Below are 16,977 nucleotides of genomic sequence, written 5' to 3' on the forward strand. Positions count from 1 at the left end.
AAAAAGAAGAGGTGATAAGCCTCAGGATTCTGGGGACATAGGTGGAGTAAAATGGAAGAATATTGGGACTCGTCGTGGTTCAAAGATGTTATTGAAAGTAAGTATCACATGGAATTAAAGGGATCTCACGATCCTCTTAAAGAAACTAGAGAAGCTTTTAGTTTGTATGTGTTCTCAAAGATAGCGTGGAGTGAAGACGGGCTTAAATTTCAAGGAGTTTTTAAAAAAAGAGCATTTAATGGCGCTATTTCTCAAGAAAAAGAAGATGAATGGAAAGGTTTGATTAGAGTAGACTTATATAGAACTTATCACTCAGGTAAGGGAAAGGTCAACATGAATTTAGTCCAGAGAATTAGAAAAGGGCTAAACGGTTTTGTTGTTTATGATCGTACTTTTTAATTTCTATTTGCTGATCTCCACAACCTTCGCCCCAGTCACCCTCACAAGATCCTTTGCCCTCATCTTTATTGATTTTGTGTGCATTCCCGCATTGAAGGCGATCTGATCGTTCTCTGTCAGCCTTTTGTCAACATAAACTTTGATGCCGAACAAGTTTCCGAAGGGAGGAACTGCTCCGATTGAAACGCCGCTCAATGCTTTAACATCATCTGCATTTGCAAGTGAAACTGCTGATCCAACCACTCTTTTTGCCCTGTCAAGATCAAGCTCAGTAGCTGCAGAGATAATTAATTGCACAAAATTACTGCCTGCCTTGCAGACAAGCGCCTTTGCTCCCTGCTTCAATTCAGTTCCCCTGGCTTTTGCTGCTTCTTCTGATGTGTAAACAGGCTTGTGCTCCATTAACTCATAAGTTATATTTTCATTCTTCAGTGTTCCAATTATCCTGTCAAACAATGCATTCTTTTCAGGAACTTTCACAATATCCAGCTTCAGGCTCAGGTCCTTCAACTGCTCTTCAGAAACTTCAGAAGGAGATCCTTCCATCAAAGATTCAGCAGCTTTATTCTTTGGAAACGCGATAACTTCCCTTATCGATTCATTTCCAGTCATTAGCGCAGCCAACCTGTCAACGCCAAAAGCAATTCCTCCGTGCGGAGGAGCGCCATATTTAAACGCGTCCAGTAAAAAGCCGAACTTGCTCTCTGCTTCTTTTCTTGTAATGCCAAGAACATCAAACATCTTCTGCTGCAGCTCGCTTCTGTGAATTCTTATTGACCCGCCGCCAATTTCAACTCCGTTAAGCGTCAAGTCATAAGCTTTGGCTTTAACTTTCGAAGGCTCTTTGTCAAGCAATGAAATGTCAGAATCTTTTGGCGATGTAAATGGGTGATGAACTGCAACATGCCTCTGCAGGTCTTCATCAAACTCAAGCAATGGAAAATCTGTGACCCATGTAAAATCAAATGTATTTGGCTTTATTAAATTTAATTTTTTTGCGAGTTCAGTTCTTAAGAATCCTAATGCGTTATTCACAACAAAATGCTTGTGGTCTGCAACAAACAATAATAGATCTCCTTTTTCTGCATTCAATTTTTTAATTAAATCTTTTTGCGTTTTCTCATTGAAATATTTCACAATAGAGCTTTCCATCCCTTTGTCAGCCATCTTTATCCATGCAAGGCCTTTGGCATCGTAGATCTGGACAAAGCTTATGAAGCCGTCAATGTCGCTTCTTGAAAATTTATCTCCGACAGATTTTACATTGATTGCTTTGACACAGCCGCCGGATTTTGTTACATTTTTGAAAACTTCAAAATCAGAATCCTTTGCAATATCACTTACATCAACAAGTTCCAGGCCAAATCTCAGATCAGGCTTGTCTGAGCCGTACTTGCCCATAGCTTCATCATATGTTATCCTTTTTATAGGAGTTTTGATGTCAATGTTTAAAACATCTTTCCAGACTCTTTTTATCAGTTCATCCATGATTGCATAAATATCCTCTTCATCAATAAAGCTCATTTCAACATCAATCTGCGTAAACTCCGGCTGCCTGTCTGCACGTAAATCTTCATCCCTTAAGCATTTTGCAATCTGCAGATAGCGGTCAAATCCTGCGACCATTAATAACTGCTTGAACAGCTGCGGGCTTTGCGGCAGTGCGTAAAATTTCCCAGTATGAACTCTTGAGGGAACTAAATAATCCCTTGCGCCTTCCGGAGTTGATTTCGCCAAAAGCGGAGTTTCAATCTCCAGAAATCCTCGCTCATTAAAGTAATCCCTTACAATCTTGATCATCTTGTGCCTTAGAATTAAGTTCTGCTGCATTACCTGCCTTCTTAAGTCAAGATACCTGTACTTCAATCTTAAATCTTCATTAACAGGAAGCCTGTCCTCGATTTCAAAAGGAGGGGTTGCTGCTTTGTTCAGCACATTCAATTCATCAATCAAAACTTCTATATCGCCTGTTACCAGCTTTGCATTTTCCAGCCCTTTGCCCCTGTATCTGACAGTTCCTTTGACTTGGAGAACATCTTCCCTTGACAGATGCTCTGCTTCAGAATGGAGCTTCTTGTTATATTTTGGATCAAAAACAATCTGAGTAATGCCGTATCTGTCCCTTAGATCAATAAAGATTATTCCTCCGTGATCCCTTCTGCTGTGGTTCCAGCCGCATAAGGTTACCTTTTTCCCAATTTCCTTTTTGGCCAATTCGCCGCAAGTGTTGGTTCTTTTCATAGCATAGTGGATTTGAGAAAGGGTATATAAAATTGTTGGTTTTGCGAACTGAAAAAAAAGGAAACATTTAAAAATATAAAAATCAAGTCAATGAAAAATGGCAAAAAAGAGGCCTATTGCAGCAAATTCAAAACTCATTTTTGCAGCTATTGTCCTGATCCTTCTTGCTGCGGTTATATTGTCAACGAACAGCTCAATAACAGGGAATGTTTTTGCAAAAATTATACAAAAAGCATCTACAACGCAGATAACCGCCATAAAAAGCATTTCAAATGTAACAGGCAACACTTCGAATGGAACCAGTTCGGCAGTGACCTCTTCAAATATAACTGGCTCTGCAGCGATTTTGGAATCAGCCAAACTGGTGAAAATACCCGCTACAGCCACGGGAGAGGATATGCTAGTCCCTCTTGAGGGCGTTAGAAGAATCTTGACCATAGGAGAAACATGGTCAAATTTTGCCTTTGGTTATGATATAAGGGTATTGTCAATTGACGCAAGGGCAAGCCCGAAACAGGTTTTGATTGCTGTTTACAAGAACGGCACACTGAAGGATGATGCAATAGTCAACGAAAGCAAATTTTATGATTATGTAGAGGGAAGGTATATGAATTACAGCAACCTCATCATCTTTAGAATTAATATGAGCAGGGTTTTTGCCGGGTCTACTAGCGACATGGTTGATTTGAAAGAGAATTATGTTAGCTCTATAGCGGTTAATGCATGCAATCCAGAATGGGGGTGCTACACTGGTGAATGCTTGAATTACAAGATAAAAAGAGAGAACTGTGCTGATTCAAACAGCTGCCATAAATCAGAAGGGCAGCCTCCTGCCATAGAGAGCTGCCAGGGCAATAAAACATTGTCTACTGGGCAAACCTGGGCGCTCGATTATGATAGCTCTCTTCAGGCTATTTCAATTGACGCGAGGGCGAGCCCAAAACAGGCATGGCTTGCTCTTACTTCACGCTACAGCCCAAGCGGCCAGGATAGCGGGATTGGCGGAGAGGGAGAGCTATTTGAGATTGCAGAGAGATGGAGGGGATATGATAATGTTACTGTTTTCAGCACAAGAATCGATTCAATATATGCTGGCGCAGCCAGTGATATGGCAAGGTTCAAGGATACATATATTCTTTCTGCAGACTTATGCGCCTGCGAGCAGCTGTGGAGATGCGGTGCATGGAGTAGTTGTGTTAATAGCGTAAAAACAAGGGCTTGCATTGACTTATCAAATTGCAGCAGCAACTGGTCAGCATCTGACCTAGAAATCAACTGCAATGTCGGACTTCCTCTTACGGCCCTCCCATGCGTGCCTTCTGTAGCGGACACAGGCACAGCAGTCATGAGAAATGCAACTGTATATTCGAGTCTGAATTTAAGCGGAGAATCGCAGAATGCCAGCATTACTGCAGTCCTCCAGAATCAGACTTTACATGCTGCTGGCCAGAGCCAGACCCAGGCTTCAGGAATTACCGTGGAAGAAGCAGCAGAAATCACTGTTGAAAAAGAATCTGAAGATAAAACGATTATAAGAAGAGGAAATAGTGTTGTAGAAACGCAACTGGATATTACAGAAGAATCATTGCAATTATATATCAACAGCTCGGAAGGCGAAGAAAATAAAATAATTTTCCCTGACAGAGCCATTTCCAAAATCCGCGAAAGCGGAACTATAAAAAAGGCAGTTCTTGAAAAAGAGAATGGAAGGGCAGTCTATCATATATATGCGACAAAAAAGGTAAAACTATTCTTGATCTTTAGCGCATCATTGAATGAAGAAATAAAAATTGATGCTGAAAGCGGAGAGGTAATAGAAACTAAAACTCCGTGGTGGGCGTTTCTCACAAAGTAAAACCAAAAACAAACCAAAAATTTATAAATAAAAACCAATTATTCCATTATGCAGGGTGAATACTCAGTTGACGGTTCCCCAGAGGGGTTTCCGAACGAAAGTGAAGATACCTTTAGTGGAGCTGAGGAAAGTCCACCCACCCCTCCATTCACGGAGGAAGAAGCCACTCGCGGCAGCGAGTTCCAGCAATGGACGGCAACGTCACAGAAACGAAACGGCCTTTAAAATGGGATGATGCAGTGAAGCTGTTGGCAACAACAGCAAGATGCTTGGAAATTCCCTAAGAATTTCCGGCACATCAAGGAAACCTTGATGTAACCTGTTGACGCCTTTAAAGGATGCGGTGAAACGGGCAGCCCTGGCTGGTGCAAGTTCGCAAAGAACGCTTAGTTAAATACTGAGGCGGATGGTCTGAATAAGCATCCGACAGAAGGTGGCTTATTTTCACCCTGCATTTTAAATTACAAGGTAAAAATGGCGCAAGACAAAGTATCAATGCCGACAAGCACAGCAGGAATCACGAGATATTTTGACGACTACAAATCAAAAGTAGAATTCAAACCCGGCATGATTGTTATTTTTTCTATAATTGTCATCATAATTATGCTTATTCTGCACGCTTACGGCAGCGCTTTGTTAGGCATATAGAGGTTGTAACATGTTCCCAGGAATAGACCCAAGACAGATGCAGCAGGCTATGAAAAAGCTTGGCATGAAGCAGGAAGAGATAGAAGCAACAGAAGTCATAATAAAATGCGAAGATAAAGATATTGTAATAACTAATCCCAGCGTTCAGAAAGTGAATATGATGGGCCAGGAGTCATTTCAGATCAGCGGGACTGCCAATGAAATGGAAAAAGGCATCGATATCTCAGAAGATGATGTTAAGACTGTAATGGAACAAGCAAATGTTGATGAAGAATCTGCAAAAAAAGCATTAAAGGAATCAAATGGCGACATTGCAGAGGCGATATTGAAGCTAAAAAGCCAGTGAAAAATTCTAAACATTTTTATACTTCTCTGATTTAACTGTCTAAAATGGAGCAATACGAGGAGGCTATCCAGAAGGCTAAAAAGAACATTGCAGTAGCTGACCATATGATGTCTGTTACGTATACTTTGCTGAAGGATCCAAGGCTGCTTCTTTCGATCATAGACAATGTTTTCCTGGCATTGACATATTCCATGTCTGCGCTGCTTTATTATGAGAGGCTCTATAAGTCAATTCCTCCTTTTAATGACACCTTTGAGCCAAAATTTATGATTTTCAGGGAAAGGATGCAGAAATACGGGATAAGCAAGGATTATGCCGGCCTGATAAGAGAGGTTAAAGACGTCATAGTGAGCCATAAAAAAAGCCCTGTTGAATTCATAAGAAAGGACAGGTTTGTCATATGCTCTGACAATTACAGGATGAACACCATATCACTGGACAGCATAAAGAAATACGTGGCAAAAACAAAGTTATTTATTCAAGTTATTGATACCATATTGAAAAAGAGCGAATATGAGCGAATACCTAGAGTCTTTAGCTGAAGCAAAAGAGGAGCTTAAAAGGGTTGACCATTTAATATATGTAAGCCTGAAGTACACCAGGACAGTGGATGTCATAAAGAGCATAATAGAAAGGATGATCAATGCCTTTGACTTTTCCATAAGAGCCGGCTTAGAATATGCAAAGGTGAAGAAGAAGATAAAGGCGATTCCGTCAAATGTTGTTGAGCGGGGCAGTGTTTTTCTCAATTTGTTTAAGTCAGAAGATGAAAGTTTAAAGGACTATATTGATTTTTACATTTTACTGAGGAAGATAAACAGGGCTCATTTTGAAAGGGCCAGAGAATTCAGAAGGCACGTTACAATGACTGCTTTTCTGGAAGAAGGAGAGATTGAGATTGACATTGACATAATAACCGAATATTACCATAAAATAAGAAATTTTATAATCATAATTGAAAATATTATAAATCCATCCAAGGATAAAAATGACTAAGTTTGTTGCAATTGCTTCGGCAAAAGGCGGAGTGGGAAAAACAACCACCGCAATTAACCTGGGAATAGCGCTCAGCAGCTATGGCAGGGATGTCACGCTTGTTGACGGCAATTTGACTAATCCGAATATTGGGTTATTTCTCGGAGTTCCGATTCTGGCAGCAACCTTGCATGATGTCTTGATTGGAAAAAAGCACATTTCTGAAGCAACATATCTTCATCCCAGCGGATTAAAGCTTGTGACTGGCTCGCTTTCTTTTTCAAACATTGACGAGAATGCAAGCGGAAGATTAAAAGGCGCTTTAAGGGATTTGAATGGAGCAACTGAAATCGCAATTATTGACACAGCTGCAACTTTGGGAAAGCATGCTGCTGATGCAATTAAAGCAGCAGATGAGCTGATTGTTGTAACAAACCCGGATCTTCCGTCTGTGACAGATGCGCTTAAAACAATAAAATTAGCTGAGGAGAATGGCGTTTCAACTATCGGCATTGTGCTGAACAAGGTTAAAAACGATGAAAACGAGCTGAGCGCTGAAAATGTTGAATCCATTTTAGAGAAAACTGTGATCGGCATAATTCCGCATGATGACAATGTAAGAAAGGCTCTTTTTTTAAAGCATCCTGTTGCTTATTTTGAGCCTAATGCTCCGGCTTCCGCTGCTTTCAGAAAACTTGCTTCGCTTTTGGTGAGAAAATGAGCACGCTGCAGCAAAGATTGAAGCAAAAGGGGTGGTCTGATGCAGAGGTAGCAAGAGTTTCAAATGTATTCGGCAGAAAGGAGCCTAAAAAGGGAAAGTTTGTTTATTGGTTTTCGCTTGTTGTTGCAATAGCCGGAAATGGAATTTTGTCAGTTGTGCTTGTTCCTTTTCTTCTGGCTTTAAAGGGTTTTTTTCTTTATGCAATAATCGTAATAATCAGCCTTGCTTTCGGCTCTCTGTTCAATCTTTTATTAAAGGATATTGAAACTGCTGATGAAAAGCAGCACGTCATTGCGTGGATCTTCATCCCGGCTCTTGCGATAATCAATATTTATTTCATGACAGACATGTCGAATTACCTGATAAAGCTGCTTAAGCTGACTAATCCGCTGCAGGATCCATTCCTGGTCAGCATTGTTTATGTCTTTTCTTTCAGCATGCCTTATCTGATCGCGCTTGTGAAGAAGCAGGCGGAAAGAACAGAGATGCCACGGACCAGCTACAGCTATCCGCCGATTTCTCAGTAAATTGTCAAAAACCACCAGCATAGATTAACGGATGTTGCTACTAGTTACTGCATCATGTGGTTTTTGAGCATGCTCGGAAATATACTGGCTTCGGTGATACGGCTGTATTTTTTTCCATTAATTTTATAAATACAGTATATTTCCGACATATTTAAACCAAAGCGGTTTTTAAGTTGCTATTGGCGATCATAGTTCAATGGCAGAATAGAGGCCTGTGGAGCCTCGGAAGCGAGTTCGATTCTCGCTGATCGCCTTTTTTTTAGCATCTATTCAACTATATCATTCTTGCCGCACGCCACCACATTGGCGCTGACGGACAATTTTTTTCAAAAAATTATCCTATTCGCCACCCCGCAAATGGTTACGCTCATTTGACACGCAATGTGGAGCATTAAGCTCCACGCCACGACTGGCATCCAAAACAATCTGGTCGTGGCATGAGGCTTTATGCATCATATGTTTTTGCCAAGTTTTTGCTAAAAACTTGAGGGACAACCCCCGGCTCATCAGCGCCGACGTGGCGTGCGGCGAGGAGGGGTTGCTCCCTACGGGAAACCGAGCAGGGCAAAACGAGCGAAGCGAGTTTTGGCCGTCGCACCGCCATAGTCGGCGCTGATGTCTGTTACTTATGTAAATGCCATTTTTTACGAAATCTTTTTAAATAAACCCCCATTCTAGAGTTTTAAAGCCCGAGTTTACCGGTGTAGGCGTTCATAGGGTTTAATGCTAGCTTACATTATTCTCGGCCATATGGTTTATCAAAATGGAAGAAAAGCACGAATTCAGGCACCTTGTAAGAATCATGCAGACAGATCTCGACGGAAACAAGGCAATAGCCATGGCTCTCAGGAAAATAAAGGGGATTAATTTCATGCTGTCCAATGCTGTATGCAGGATGGCGAATGTGGAAAAAACAAAAAAGGCAGGAGACCTTTCTGATGAGGATGTTCTGAAAGTAGAGACTGTAATCAGGGATCCTTTGAAATTCAAAATTCCTGTCTGGATGCTGAACAGAAGAAAGGACTATGAAACTGGCAGCGACATGCATTTGTTTGCCGCTGACCTTGACTTTGCAAAAGGCAATGACATAAAAATACTGAAGAAAATAAAGAGCAGAAGGGGGATAAGGCACACTGCAGGATTGCCATTGCGCGGACAGAGAACAAAATCAAATTTCAGAAGAACAAAAAGCAAGGGCAAAGGAACTCTTGGCGTAATTAAAAGAGCGGGCGCCAAGCCCGGAAAGGTATAAGCAAAATGGGAGACCCTAAAAAACAAAGAAAGAAATATCATCCGCCGCGCCACCCATGGCAGGGCGCAAGAATAGATGAAGAGAACGAGATTCTGAAAGAATACGGGCTGAAGAATAAGAAAGAGATATGGAAAATGAAGTCTGTTTTGGGCAATGTCGCTGCGCAAGCCAAACAATTAGCAGGAAAGCCAAGTGTGCAGTCTGAGAAAGAAAAAATTTTGCTGTTAAAAAAACTTTCCTCATTGGGCCTGATAGCTGAAAATGCGCAGTTGGAAGATGTTTTGGCATTAACATTGAGCAACATACTTGACAGAAGGCTTCAAACATTTGTATTTAAAAAGGCATTGGCAAAAAGCATGAAGCAGGCAAAGCAGTTTATCACTCACGGCCACATACTTGTCGGAGATAAAAAAATAAGCGCGCCATCTTATTTTGTGCTGAGGGAAGAGGAAGGCAGAATTTCATTTTCAACAAAAAGCCCTTTAATCAGCGAGACGCATGCTGAAAGGGCAAAAACAGAAAGTAAAAAGAAAAAAATCCATAAAGAAAGAATAAGGGAAAGAAAATGGGGCGGCCGGGGAAGGCAGGAAAGAAGAAATAAAAATGACAAAAACACAAGGCGATTCTGAGAATAAGCAATCTCAAGCGCCGCAAAATAATGCTGAGAATGCAAAAGGGAATTCTCGGCCGCAAGGCAGAGAGGCTGAAAGGCATTACAGAGAAGAAACCAGATGGGGGGTTGCGCACATCTATTCCAGCTATAACAATACAATAATACACATCACAGATATAACGGGCACGGAAACAATTGCGCTTACATCGGGCGGCCAGGTTGTGAAATCTGACAGAATGGAGAGTTCGCCTACTGCTGCAATGATTGCTGCAAAGAAGGCTGCTGAAATTGCATTTGAAAAGGGGCTTACAGGCATAAATGTAAAAATAAAGGCGCCTGGCGGGCATAATGGGCCTACAAATCCGGGTCCAGGAGCGCAAGCCGCTATAAGGGCATTGTCAAGAATGGGGCTGATAATCGGCATAATAGAAGATGTCACACCTATTCCGCACGATGGCTGCAGGAAAAAAGGCGGTAAAAGAGGGAGGCGGGTTTAAATGGAAATAAGGCTATTGGAAAATGACAAGAAGAATTTTAAGCTTTCATTTGTTATCAAGGATTCAACAGCTGCGATTGTAAATGCAGTAAGAAGAAATGCAATAAGCAAAGTTCTGACAATGGCAATTGAGGATGTAGAATTCAAGGAAAATTCGTCTGTTTTGTATGATGAAATTGTTGCGCACCGCCTGGGATTGATTCCGCTGAAGACAGATCTGAGGTCATACACATTGCCAATCAAGTGCAAATGCGAGGGCAAAGGATGCGCCCATTGCCAGCTAAAGCTAACATTAAAGGCAAAAGGCCCTGCTGTTGTTTATGCTTCTGATATCAAGTCAAAAGATCCGAAAGTTGTTCCGGTTTATCCTGAAACTCCGATTGCAAAACTAACAAAAGGCCAGGAGCTTGAATTAGAAGCAACAGCTGTTCTCGGATCAGGAGAAGACCATATCAAGTGGAGCCCTGGTTTAGTTTACTACAAGAACAAGCCCATTGTTGAAATTATAAAGGACTGTGAAAATAGGGAAGAGGTTGTTAAAGCCTGCCCGTTGAAAATATTTGAGCTGAAGGACGGGAAAATGTCAGTCAATAAGGATAATTTGCTTAAATGCCACCTGTGCGAAGCGTGCATCGACATATGCAGGCCAAAAGGAGCAATAAAAATCGATAAAAGCAATGATTTTGTTTTTTATGTTGAATCATGGGGACAGTTAAGCGCGAAGGAAATTGTCGAGCGGTCTTTGGACAGTTTCGATGATCAGCTTGACGGTTTCACAGAGGCACTCAAAAAAGCAAAGTGACTCTCGCATTGCTCAGTGAATTTGCGGGAGTGCCGGAGCGGCCAAACGGGCTAGGTTGAGGGCCTAGTAGCTTAGTGCTTGCGCGAGTTCGAATCTCGTCTCCCGCATTAACAAAAACAAGAAAATGAAAACAGGACCAACAAACCAAATATTGAAGAAGCTCATAGAAGAGCTAAAGAGAATGAGCTATAAGGAAAAAGCCAACATATGGCACAGGATAGCTGATGATCTGGAAAGCTCTTCAAGAAAAAGAAGAATAGTGAATTTATCAAAGATAAGTCTTCATTCAAATGACAACGAAACTGTTATTGTCCCTGGAAAAGTTCTGGGCTCGGGAGATTTGATGCACAAGGTGAATATTGCTGCATGGCAGTTTTCGCAGTCTGCAATTGAAAAGATCAAGGCTTCAAAAAACAAATTTTTCACGATAGATGAAATAATGGAAAAAAATCCCAAGGGAAAGGACCTGAGGATAATAGGCTAAAATGGAAAGAACAATAGATGCCACTAATCTGATTTTGGGAAGAATGGCTGCAAAGGCAGCTAAAGAAGCCTTATTAGGCAATACTGTGATAATAGTGAACTGCGAGAATGCTGTTATTTCAGGGGATAAACAAATGGTTTTTGCAAATTACAAAAGATTAAGAGAGATGGGTACGCATACAACAGGGCCTTTTTTGAACAGAATGCCTGACAGATTTGTAAAAAGAGTTATAAAAGGGATGCTGCCGCACCAGCATCGAGGCTTGGCTGCTTTCAGAAGGGTACAATGCTATATTGGAGTTCCTGAAGAGCTGAAGAACAAAAAGTTCGGGAGTGTTGAAGAGGCCAAAGCGGAAAGATTGTCGATTTTAAAGCGCGTAAAAGTGAAGGATATATGCATATTCCTGGGAGGGAAGGTATGAAAGCATTACATTGCTCTGGAAAGAGAAAAAGGGCTGTTGCAAGGGTTACATTAACGCAGGGCAGCGGCAAAATAAAGGTCAACAATGCCCCAATTGAGCTAGTTCAGCCAGAGATTTCAAGGATGAAGATAATGGAGCCATTAATATTAGCAGGAGATACAGCCTCAAAGGTTGATATTGATGTGAATGTCATAGGAGGCGGAATTACAAGCCAGGCAGAAGCTGCAAGGCTGGCAATAGGAAGGGCATTGGTGCAGTTCAATAAATTGCTCGAGAAGGATTTTTTGGATTATGACAGGCAATTGCTTGTTGCGGATATCAGGAGAAAAGAATCGAGAAAGCCAAACAGGCACGGAAAAGCGCGTGCAAAAGTTCAAAAAAGCTACAGGTGATGCAAAATGATGATTCCAATACGATGTTTCAGCTGCGGAAAGCCGGTTGCCCAGTTGTGGGAATCTTTCCAGGAGAGGGTTGCAAAAGGAGAAAGCAGGAAAAAAGTTCTTGATGATCTTGGATTGGAGAGATACTGCTGCAGGGCATTGTTCCTCGGGCATATTGACCTTGTTGATAAGATCGCGCCGTTTAAGAAATTTTAAATGCAACCTAAATTTGTTGTTGAGCATCTGGAAAAAAGGCTGTATAAGTGGTGTTTTCTTGAATATGAGGATATAGCAAAGATTGTTGGAAAAGGCAACATAATATTTACAAATATAAAAAATAAAAAAGAGATTTTAAAATTAAAAAATCTTGGCAATGCTCTTAAAGAAAGTGTTTTTAATTTAAACCTTGATGAAAATAAAACATGCATTCTTGATCCGAACTCGAAGAGAACATTAACCCCTGCAATAGCGAGGAAGTTCAATTGTTTTGTTTTTGGCGGCATACTTGGAAATTATCCTCCTGAAAAAAGAACAAAAAAATTATTGACTGGGAAACTGGGTTTTGAGTCATTTAATATCGGAAAAAAGCAGATGAGCACGGATAACGCTGTTCTGGCTGTGAAGATGATTGCTGGCGGAATGCCGCTTGAGAAAATAAAATTCAAGGACAACATAAAAATAAAAACAGGCAGGAATGAAGAAGTGATACTGCCTTACAGGTATGTTGTTTTGAATGGAAAGATCTTCATGTCTGAAGAGCTGATGAAGAATTTGAAAAAAGGGAAGAGGTTTTGAATCAACAAGGATAAAAGATTAATTTCTTTTATAAGGCATCTATCGGGCTTTTTACTTTTTTTAATTGTTGCGGGCTGATGTGAGTATAAATTTTTGTTGTTTCAATGTTTTCGTGACCAAGAAGCTGCTGTATAACAATTAAATTTTCGCCGTTCTCAAGCAAATGCGTTGCAAAACTATGCCTTAATGTATGACAATGAACGGGCTTGCTTATCCCTGATTTTTTTGCTGCAGTTCTTACTATTTTTTGCAGGTTTCTTGCAGATAATCTTCCTTTTGGACCAGAGAATAAATACTCCTGGCTTTCTTGTTTTTGTTTTTCTGCTTGTTCTTTTAAATCTTGAAAAATAAGCTCAGGAATATTAAAAATCCTGTCTTTTTTGCCCTTCGCCTGCCTTGCATAGCCTATTTTTTCATTGAAGTCTAAATCAGGCGTCTTTAGGCTTATTAATTCAGAAACCCTGAAGCCGCAGGCGTACATCAATGTTATCATCAGCTTACTCTTGGAGTTATTAATAGAGCTTATTAACTTTCTAACTTCATCTTTAGATAAAACAGCCGGGATTTTTATTTCTTTTTTTGGCCTTCTTATATTGGCAGTTGGATCTTTTTTGAGGATATTTCGATAAGCATGCCTAATGGCGGCTAAAAAAAGAATTGTTGAAATGCTGGCTTTGTCTGAAAGTTTTTCTGCCATAAATGCCTGAACATCCTCTTCCGTTATTTGATCTGGTAGTTTTTTAGTAAATTCAAGAAGTTCTGAATTTGCCTTAAGATAATTTCTCAGAGTATATTGTGAGTTTTTAGAGATCTTCAATTCAACTTCAAGTTTTTTTAGGAATTCCTCTTTGTTCATTTTAGTTCTATATATTTAATTTTATTCAGTTTGTTGCCTTTGAAATAAAGAGCTGAAATAGACCCCCTATCACACATCGTTTTATTCAGCAAGTTTAGATTTTTGTTTTGTAATTTTAATCTTAATGCCCTAATAGGGTCTTGATGAGAAACGCAGATTATTTCCTTGCCTTTATGCTTCTTAATGATCTTTTTGCAAAAATTCTGCATTCTAAGGGCCAAATCCCTGATTTTTTCGCCCCCTATTAGTTTTGTTGGATTAGTTAAGTAGATTTGAAATTCATTTGATTGCTTTATTTCGGTCTCTGTTTCTCCCTTCCATTTGTATTTCCATTCAAATAATTGTTTTGACTTAATAACTTTAGCTTTTGGGAAAAACTCAGATATCATCTTTGTAGTTTCATAGGCCCTATTTATAGGGGAAGTGTAAATTACCTTTATGTTATGTTTAGATAAATACTCCCTTACTTTTCTGATTTGTTCTTTTCCTTTTTTGCTCAAACCAAAATGTAGGTTATTTATTCCAGCCCAGGTGTCTTTTGGTTTATCCACGGCTCCATGTCTAACAAAATAGATTATTGTTTTTCCCATTCTTTTCATACAACCAAATTGTGCGAACTTATTTATAAATCTTTGCTGTAATTTAATGGTGCGTACAATACATCTTGTGCGAAGCTTTATAGGATTTTTGGCTTATTTTTGATTATTTTTTGTTTAGAATAAAACTTTTAATCAATGCTCGAATAATATATATAATAAAACTTGTGAGAATTGCTTAAATGTTTTCAACTTGATTTTTGTCCATGTTTTTAACTGTAATTTTTGAAATTTCTGCGTTTATGCCTACAATGTTTTCTTTTGTCTGAAGCTGCCTGAAGTCCAGATTCAGCTTGAGGAATGTTTCGTTGTTTATGTATTTCTTAATAATCGGTATGCCTTTTTCGATCAAATTGCCGGTGTAATTTTGGACTAAGGCTTCTGAAATTGCGAGTTTTTGGGCAAGCGCCTTATAGCTTACTGGAGTGGCTTCTTCTAATATATATAACGCAAGGAACACTTCTTTCTCTTTTTCTGTAAGAGGTGTTATTTTGAACTCTATTTTTTTGGAAATTTCCTTGTTTTCCTTGCTTAATTGTTTTAAGAAAAGAGCAAATTCTTCAAGCTTTTCTTCAACCTTGTCCAGGCGGGAATCAAACTTGCAGATGTATTCGTAATTTGACTGTATTTCATTCGTATTGTCATTTATAGATTCAAGGTGATCTTCAAATTCCTCTTTTATCGACTTAAAAGCTGTTTTCAGCTTCTTGTCCATATCTGACAATAAATCCCTCTTTTCAAACACAGTCTAACACCCCCGAATCATGAAAATGGGAAGGCGGTTATTTAAATAGTTTTCGATAGCACAAGGGAAACGGTATTTTGTGTTTTCAAAAAAACAATTTCAAAAAATATATATAGTTGCTGTACTAAATTAATATAAAATGTTTTGAAAACAAGATTTTCAAACCATTTTATCCAAACTGGAGGCTTGTCTAAAATGTTTAATTTTTTCAGGAAAAAAGAGGATAATAGCATTAAAGAAGTTGTAAAGAATTCTTTTTTGAGCGTAAAGCGCGATGTGGTTAATGTCTGGGCATGGGTAAGGCATCTTAATGAGAAAGGGAATGCGCATGATCTGGAAATAAATGACCTGAGAAATTCCATAACGCAGCAAAAGGTTGAGCAGGGCAAGATCATTGACGCTTACTACGGACTGCACAACAACCAAAAAGCGCTGATTGACAAGATAAGGGAGTTAGATGAGAAAATAGATTCATTAGAAGGCAGAAAGGAAGCTGTACATAGCGGTTATAAGCAAAGCTTCAAGGAAAAGGTTGTCAAAAAGCTCACCAAGAACTCCAAGGATTATGTCAAGTCAGTAATTGTTTCTTTGATACAGAAATATGAGAAAGTGAGCGCTTTGCAGCTAAGGGAGATTGTTGTTGATGAGCAGAAGCTGTGCAGCAAGAGCTCGTTTTACAGGATTCTGGAAGAGGTTGAAAGAGGCAGGGAAATTGGCTTTATGAAGGATGGCAAGGAGAAAAGCTACCTGTCAAAAATTAGTGTCAAAGCTTAAAAGTTTTAGTTGTTTTTAATGTGTATTTTTCTCATTCCCAGCCTTATTTTCTGGGAATATAGCTGGGATTGTGTGGGAATGTTTCTCGACTAAAAAGGGTCAAAACTGGGACTATCTGGGACTGAACTGGGAATATATTGGGACTATTCTGGGACTATCTGGGAATATGCTGGGACTATCTCTCGACGAGAAAATGTTCAAAACTGGGACTATCTGGGAATATGCTGGGAATATGTTGGGACTGTCCTGGGAATATGGCATTGTGGGCTGTTTTTAAGGATTTTGCTGGAAATTTTTGAAAAATTTTTCCTAAAAAATAAAAAAGATTAAATAGTGCTGTCTGATTGTTTTTTAAATGGAAGTGAGATCGAAATCAGGGCTGGCAATAGTGCTTTCGCAGCTGGAAGGCTTTACACAGCCGAAAGTGATGGCTGAGCAGTATGCCACAGACAGCGAGGTTGCAGCTGAATTCCTGTGGTTTGCTGCTATGAAAGGGGATTTGAAGCAGAAAGTGAGTGCTGATCTGGGATGTGGAACAGGTATTTTGGGCATTGGAGCCTTGCTGCTCGGAGCTAAAAAGGTGTATTTTGTGGATTCTGATGCTGAAAGTGTGGAGATTGCTCGAAAAAACCTTAAAAATGCGGCAAAAATGGCTAAAAGTGAGAGTTCGCTGAGTGGCAGAGCGGTATTTTTGCGCCAGGATATTGCTGGTTTTACTGAAAAAGTGGATGTGGTGCTTGAAAACCCGCCTTTTGGAACAAAAGAGAGGCACGCAGACAGGGTTTTTTTGGAGAAGGCTATGGAACTGGCTCCTGTTGTATATTCCCTGCATAAAAGTGAGAGCAAGGGCTTTGTAGAGGCGCTTGCAGGGGATCATGGCTTTAAGGTTACGAATGTGCTTGATTTTGAGATGCCTCTGAAAGCAACCATGAAAATGCATGAAAAGAGGATCTACAGGGTAAAAGTGAGCCTGTTTAGGATGGAAAGGGCCGTATAAAATGATCGTTAGAAGCTGGTTAGTTAAATGATAGTTATGTCTGATTCAGAATTC

23 protein-coding genes, 2 tRNA genes and 1 other RNA gene are annotated in these 16,977 nt (G+C 39.9%); 22 read left to right on the plus strand and 4 right to left on the minus strand.

The genetic code is table 11. The features are described from left to right. Positions 1-51: 51 nt before the first annotated feature. Positions 52-399, plus strand: a complete 348-nt coding sequence (locus HYU07_01750) for a hypothetical protein (protein MBI2128941.1) — start codon at positions 52-54, stop codon at positions 397-399. A gap of 3 nt (positions 400-402) precedes the next feature. Here HYU07_01750 and aspS read toward each other — a convergent pair whose 3' ends face one another. After that, positions 403-2,640, minus strand: coding sequence for an aspartate--tRNA ligase (aspS, locus tag HYU07_01755; protein MBI2128942.1), 2,238 nt, complete (start codon positions 2,638-2,640; stop codon positions 403-405). A 97-nt stretch (positions 2,641-2,737) separates the two neighbouring features. On the opposite strand from aspS, the gene HYU07_01760 reads away from it, so the two are divergent. The 19 genes from HYU07_01760 to HYU07_01850 all read left to right on the plus strand — a co-directional run bounded on the left by HYU07_01760 (position 2,738) and on the right by HYU07_01850 (position 12,955). Continuing rightward, positions 2,738-4,495 carry a PepSY domain-containing protein gene (locus tag HYU07_01760; protein ID MBI2128943.1) on the plus strand — a complete coding sequence of 586 codons (1,758 nt, stop codon included), beginning with the start codon at positions 2,738-2,740 and terminating at the stop codon, positions 4,493-4,495. A 53-nt stretch (positions 4,496-4,548) separates the two neighbouring features. Beyond that, an RNA gene (gene rnpB, locus HYU07_01765) (RNase P RNA component) lies at positions 4,549-4,945 on the plus strand. Between the two features lie 24 nt (positions 4,946-4,969). Then, positions 4,970-5,143, plus strand: a complete 174-nt coding sequence (locus tag HYU07_01770; protein MBI2128944.1) for a preprotein translocase subunit Sec61beta — start codon at positions 4,970-4,972, stop codon at positions 5,141-5,143. 10 nt (positions 5,144-5,153) lie between these two features. After that, entirely contained in the window at positions 5,154-5,489 is a 336-nt protein-coding gene (locus HYU07_01775; GenBank protein ID MBI2128945.1) for a nascent polypeptide-associated complex protein, read from the plus strand. A 44-nt stretch (positions 5,490-5,533) separates the two neighbouring features. Next, positions 5,534-6,031 (plus strand): hypothetical protein, encoded by a 498-nt coding sequence (locus tag HYU07_01780; protein ID MBI2128946.1) that lies wholly within the window; start codon positions 5,534-5,536, stop codon positions 6,029-6,031. After that, on the plus strand, positions 6,003-6,485 hold the full coding sequence (locus HYU07_01785) for a hypothetical protein (protein MBI2128947.1): 483 nt from the start codon (positions 6,003-6,005) through the stop codon (positions 6,483-6,485). The genes HYU07_01780 and HYU07_01785 overlap by 29 nt, the downstream gene beginning before the upstream one ends. Then, entirely contained in the window at positions 6,478-7,185 is a 708-nt protein-coding gene (locus HYU07_01790) for an AAA family ATPase (GenBank protein ID MBI2128948.1), read from the plus strand. Before HYU07_01785 ends, HYU07_01790 begins: the two co-directional genes overlap by 8 nt. Then, on the plus strand, positions 7,182-7,712 hold the full coding sequence (locus HYU07_01795) for a hypothetical protein (protein MBI2128949.1): 531 nt from the start codon (positions 7,182-7,184) through the stop codon (positions 7,710-7,712). Before HYU07_01790 ends, HYU07_01795 begins: the two co-directional genes overlap by 4 nt. Before the next feature lie 182 nt (positions 7,713-7,894). Then, a tRNA-His gene (locus HYU07_01800) sits at positions 7,895-7,965 on the plus strand. A gap of 510 nt (positions 7,966-8,475) precedes the next feature. Further along, a complete protein-coding gene (locus HYU07_01805) occupies positions 8,476-8,964 on the plus strand; it encodes a 30S ribosomal protein S13 (protein ID MBI2128950.1) in 489 nt (162 codons plus the stop codon). Positions 8,965-8,969: 5 nt separating this feature from the next. Beyond that, entirely contained in the window at positions 8,970-9,593 is a 624-nt protein-coding gene (locus tag HYU07_01810) for a 30S ribosomal protein S4 (protein ID MBI2128951.1), read from the plus strand. Continuing rightward, positions 9,568-10,074, plus strand: coding sequence for a 30S ribosomal protein S11 (locus HYU07_01815; protein MBI2128952.1), 507 nt, complete (start codon positions 9,568-9,570; stop codon positions 10,072-10,074). The genes HYU07_01810 and HYU07_01815 overlap by 26 nt, the downstream gene beginning before the upstream one ends. Beyond that, on the plus strand, positions 10,075-10,875 hold the full coding sequence (locus tag HYU07_01820; GenBank protein ID MBI2128953.1) for a DNA-directed RNA polymerase subunit D: 801 nt from the start codon (positions 10,075-10,077) through the stop codon (positions 10,873-10,875). A gap of 23 nt (positions 10,876-10,898) precedes the next feature. Further along, a tRNA-Leu gene (locus HYU07_01825) sits at positions 10,899-10,982 on the plus strand. 17 nt (positions 10,983-10,999) lie between these two features. Further along, complete coding sequence (locus HYU07_01830; GenBank protein ID MBI2128954.1) at positions 11,000-11,359, plus strand: 50S ribosomal protein L18e; 360 nt, start codon at positions 11,000-11,002, stop codon at positions 11,357-11,359. Position 11,360: 1 nt separating this feature from the next. Next, positions 11,361-11,780 (plus strand): 50S ribosomal protein L13, encoded by a 420-nt coding sequence (rplM, locus tag HYU07_01835; GenBank protein MBI2128955.1) that lies wholly within the window; start codon positions 11,361-11,363, stop codon positions 11,778-11,780. Beyond that, positions 11,777-12,172: a 30S ribosomal protein S9 gene (locus tag HYU07_01840; protein MBI2128956.1), complete on the plus strand. Its 396-nt coding sequence runs from the start codon at positions 11,777-11,779 to the stop codon at positions 12,170-12,172. Before rplM ends, HYU07_01840 begins: the two co-directional genes overlap by 4 nt. 9 nt (positions 12,173-12,181) lie before the next feature. Beyond that, the gene (locus HYU07_01845) at positions 12,182-12,376 is read left to right on the plus strand and encodes a DNA-directed RNA polymerase subunit N (GenBank protein MBI2128957.1); all 195 of its coding nucleotides are present in this window, start codon (positions 12,182-12,184) and stop codon (positions 12,374-12,376) included. Then, on the plus strand, positions 12,377-12,955 hold the full coding sequence (locus tag HYU07_01850; GenBank protein ID MBI2128958.1) for a hypothetical protein: 579 nt from the start codon (positions 12,377-12,379) through the stop codon (positions 12,953-12,955). Positions 12,956-12,983: 28 nt separating this feature from the next. On the opposite strand, the gene HYU07_01855 is transcribed toward HYU07_01850, so the two are convergent. From HYU07_01855 to HYU07_01865, 3 genes are all read right to left on the minus strand, one after another. After that, positions 12,984-13,811: a tyrosine-type recombinase/integrase gene (locus HYU07_01855; protein MBI2128959.1), complete on the minus strand. Its 828-nt coding sequence runs from the start codon at positions 13,809-13,811 to the stop codon at positions 12,984-12,986. Next, positions 13,808-14,410 carry a histidine phosphatase family protein gene (locus tag HYU07_01860; protein ID MBI2128960.1) on the minus strand — a complete coding sequence of 201 codons (603 nt, stop codon included), beginning with the start codon at positions 14,408-14,410 and terminating at the stop codon, positions 13,808-13,810. The genes HYU07_01855 and HYU07_01860 overlap by 4 nt, the downstream gene beginning before the upstream one ends. 175 nt (positions 14,411-14,585) lie before the next feature. Beyond that, positions 14,586-15,152 (minus strand): HTH domain-containing protein, encoded by a 567-nt coding sequence (locus HYU07_01865; GenBank protein ID MBI2128961.1) that lies wholly within the window; start codon positions 15,150-15,152, stop codon positions 14,586-14,588. 195 nt (positions 15,153-15,347) lie between these two features. Between HYU07_01865 and HYU07_01870 the strand changes: the two genes are divergently transcribed. Together HYU07_01870 and HYU07_01875 are read left to right on the plus strand one after the other, a co-directional pair. Then, positions 15,348-15,926, plus strand: coding sequence for a hypothetical protein (locus HYU07_01870; protein MBI2128962.1), 579 nt, complete (start codon positions 15,348-15,350; stop codon positions 15,924-15,926). A gap of 355 nt (positions 15,927-16,281) precedes the next feature. Continuing rightward, positions 16,282-16,923, plus strand: a complete 642-nt coding sequence (locus HYU07_01875) for a methyltransferase (GenBank protein MBI2128963.1) — start codon at positions 16,282-16,284, stop codon at positions 16,921-16,923. The last annotated feature ends 54 nt before the right edge of the window (positions 16,924-16,977 follow it).

This window comes from Candidatus Woesearchaeota archaeon, assembly GCA_016180285.1.
Classification (GTDB): Archaea; Nanobdellota; Nanobdellia; order Woesearchaeales; family JACPBO01; genus JACPBO01.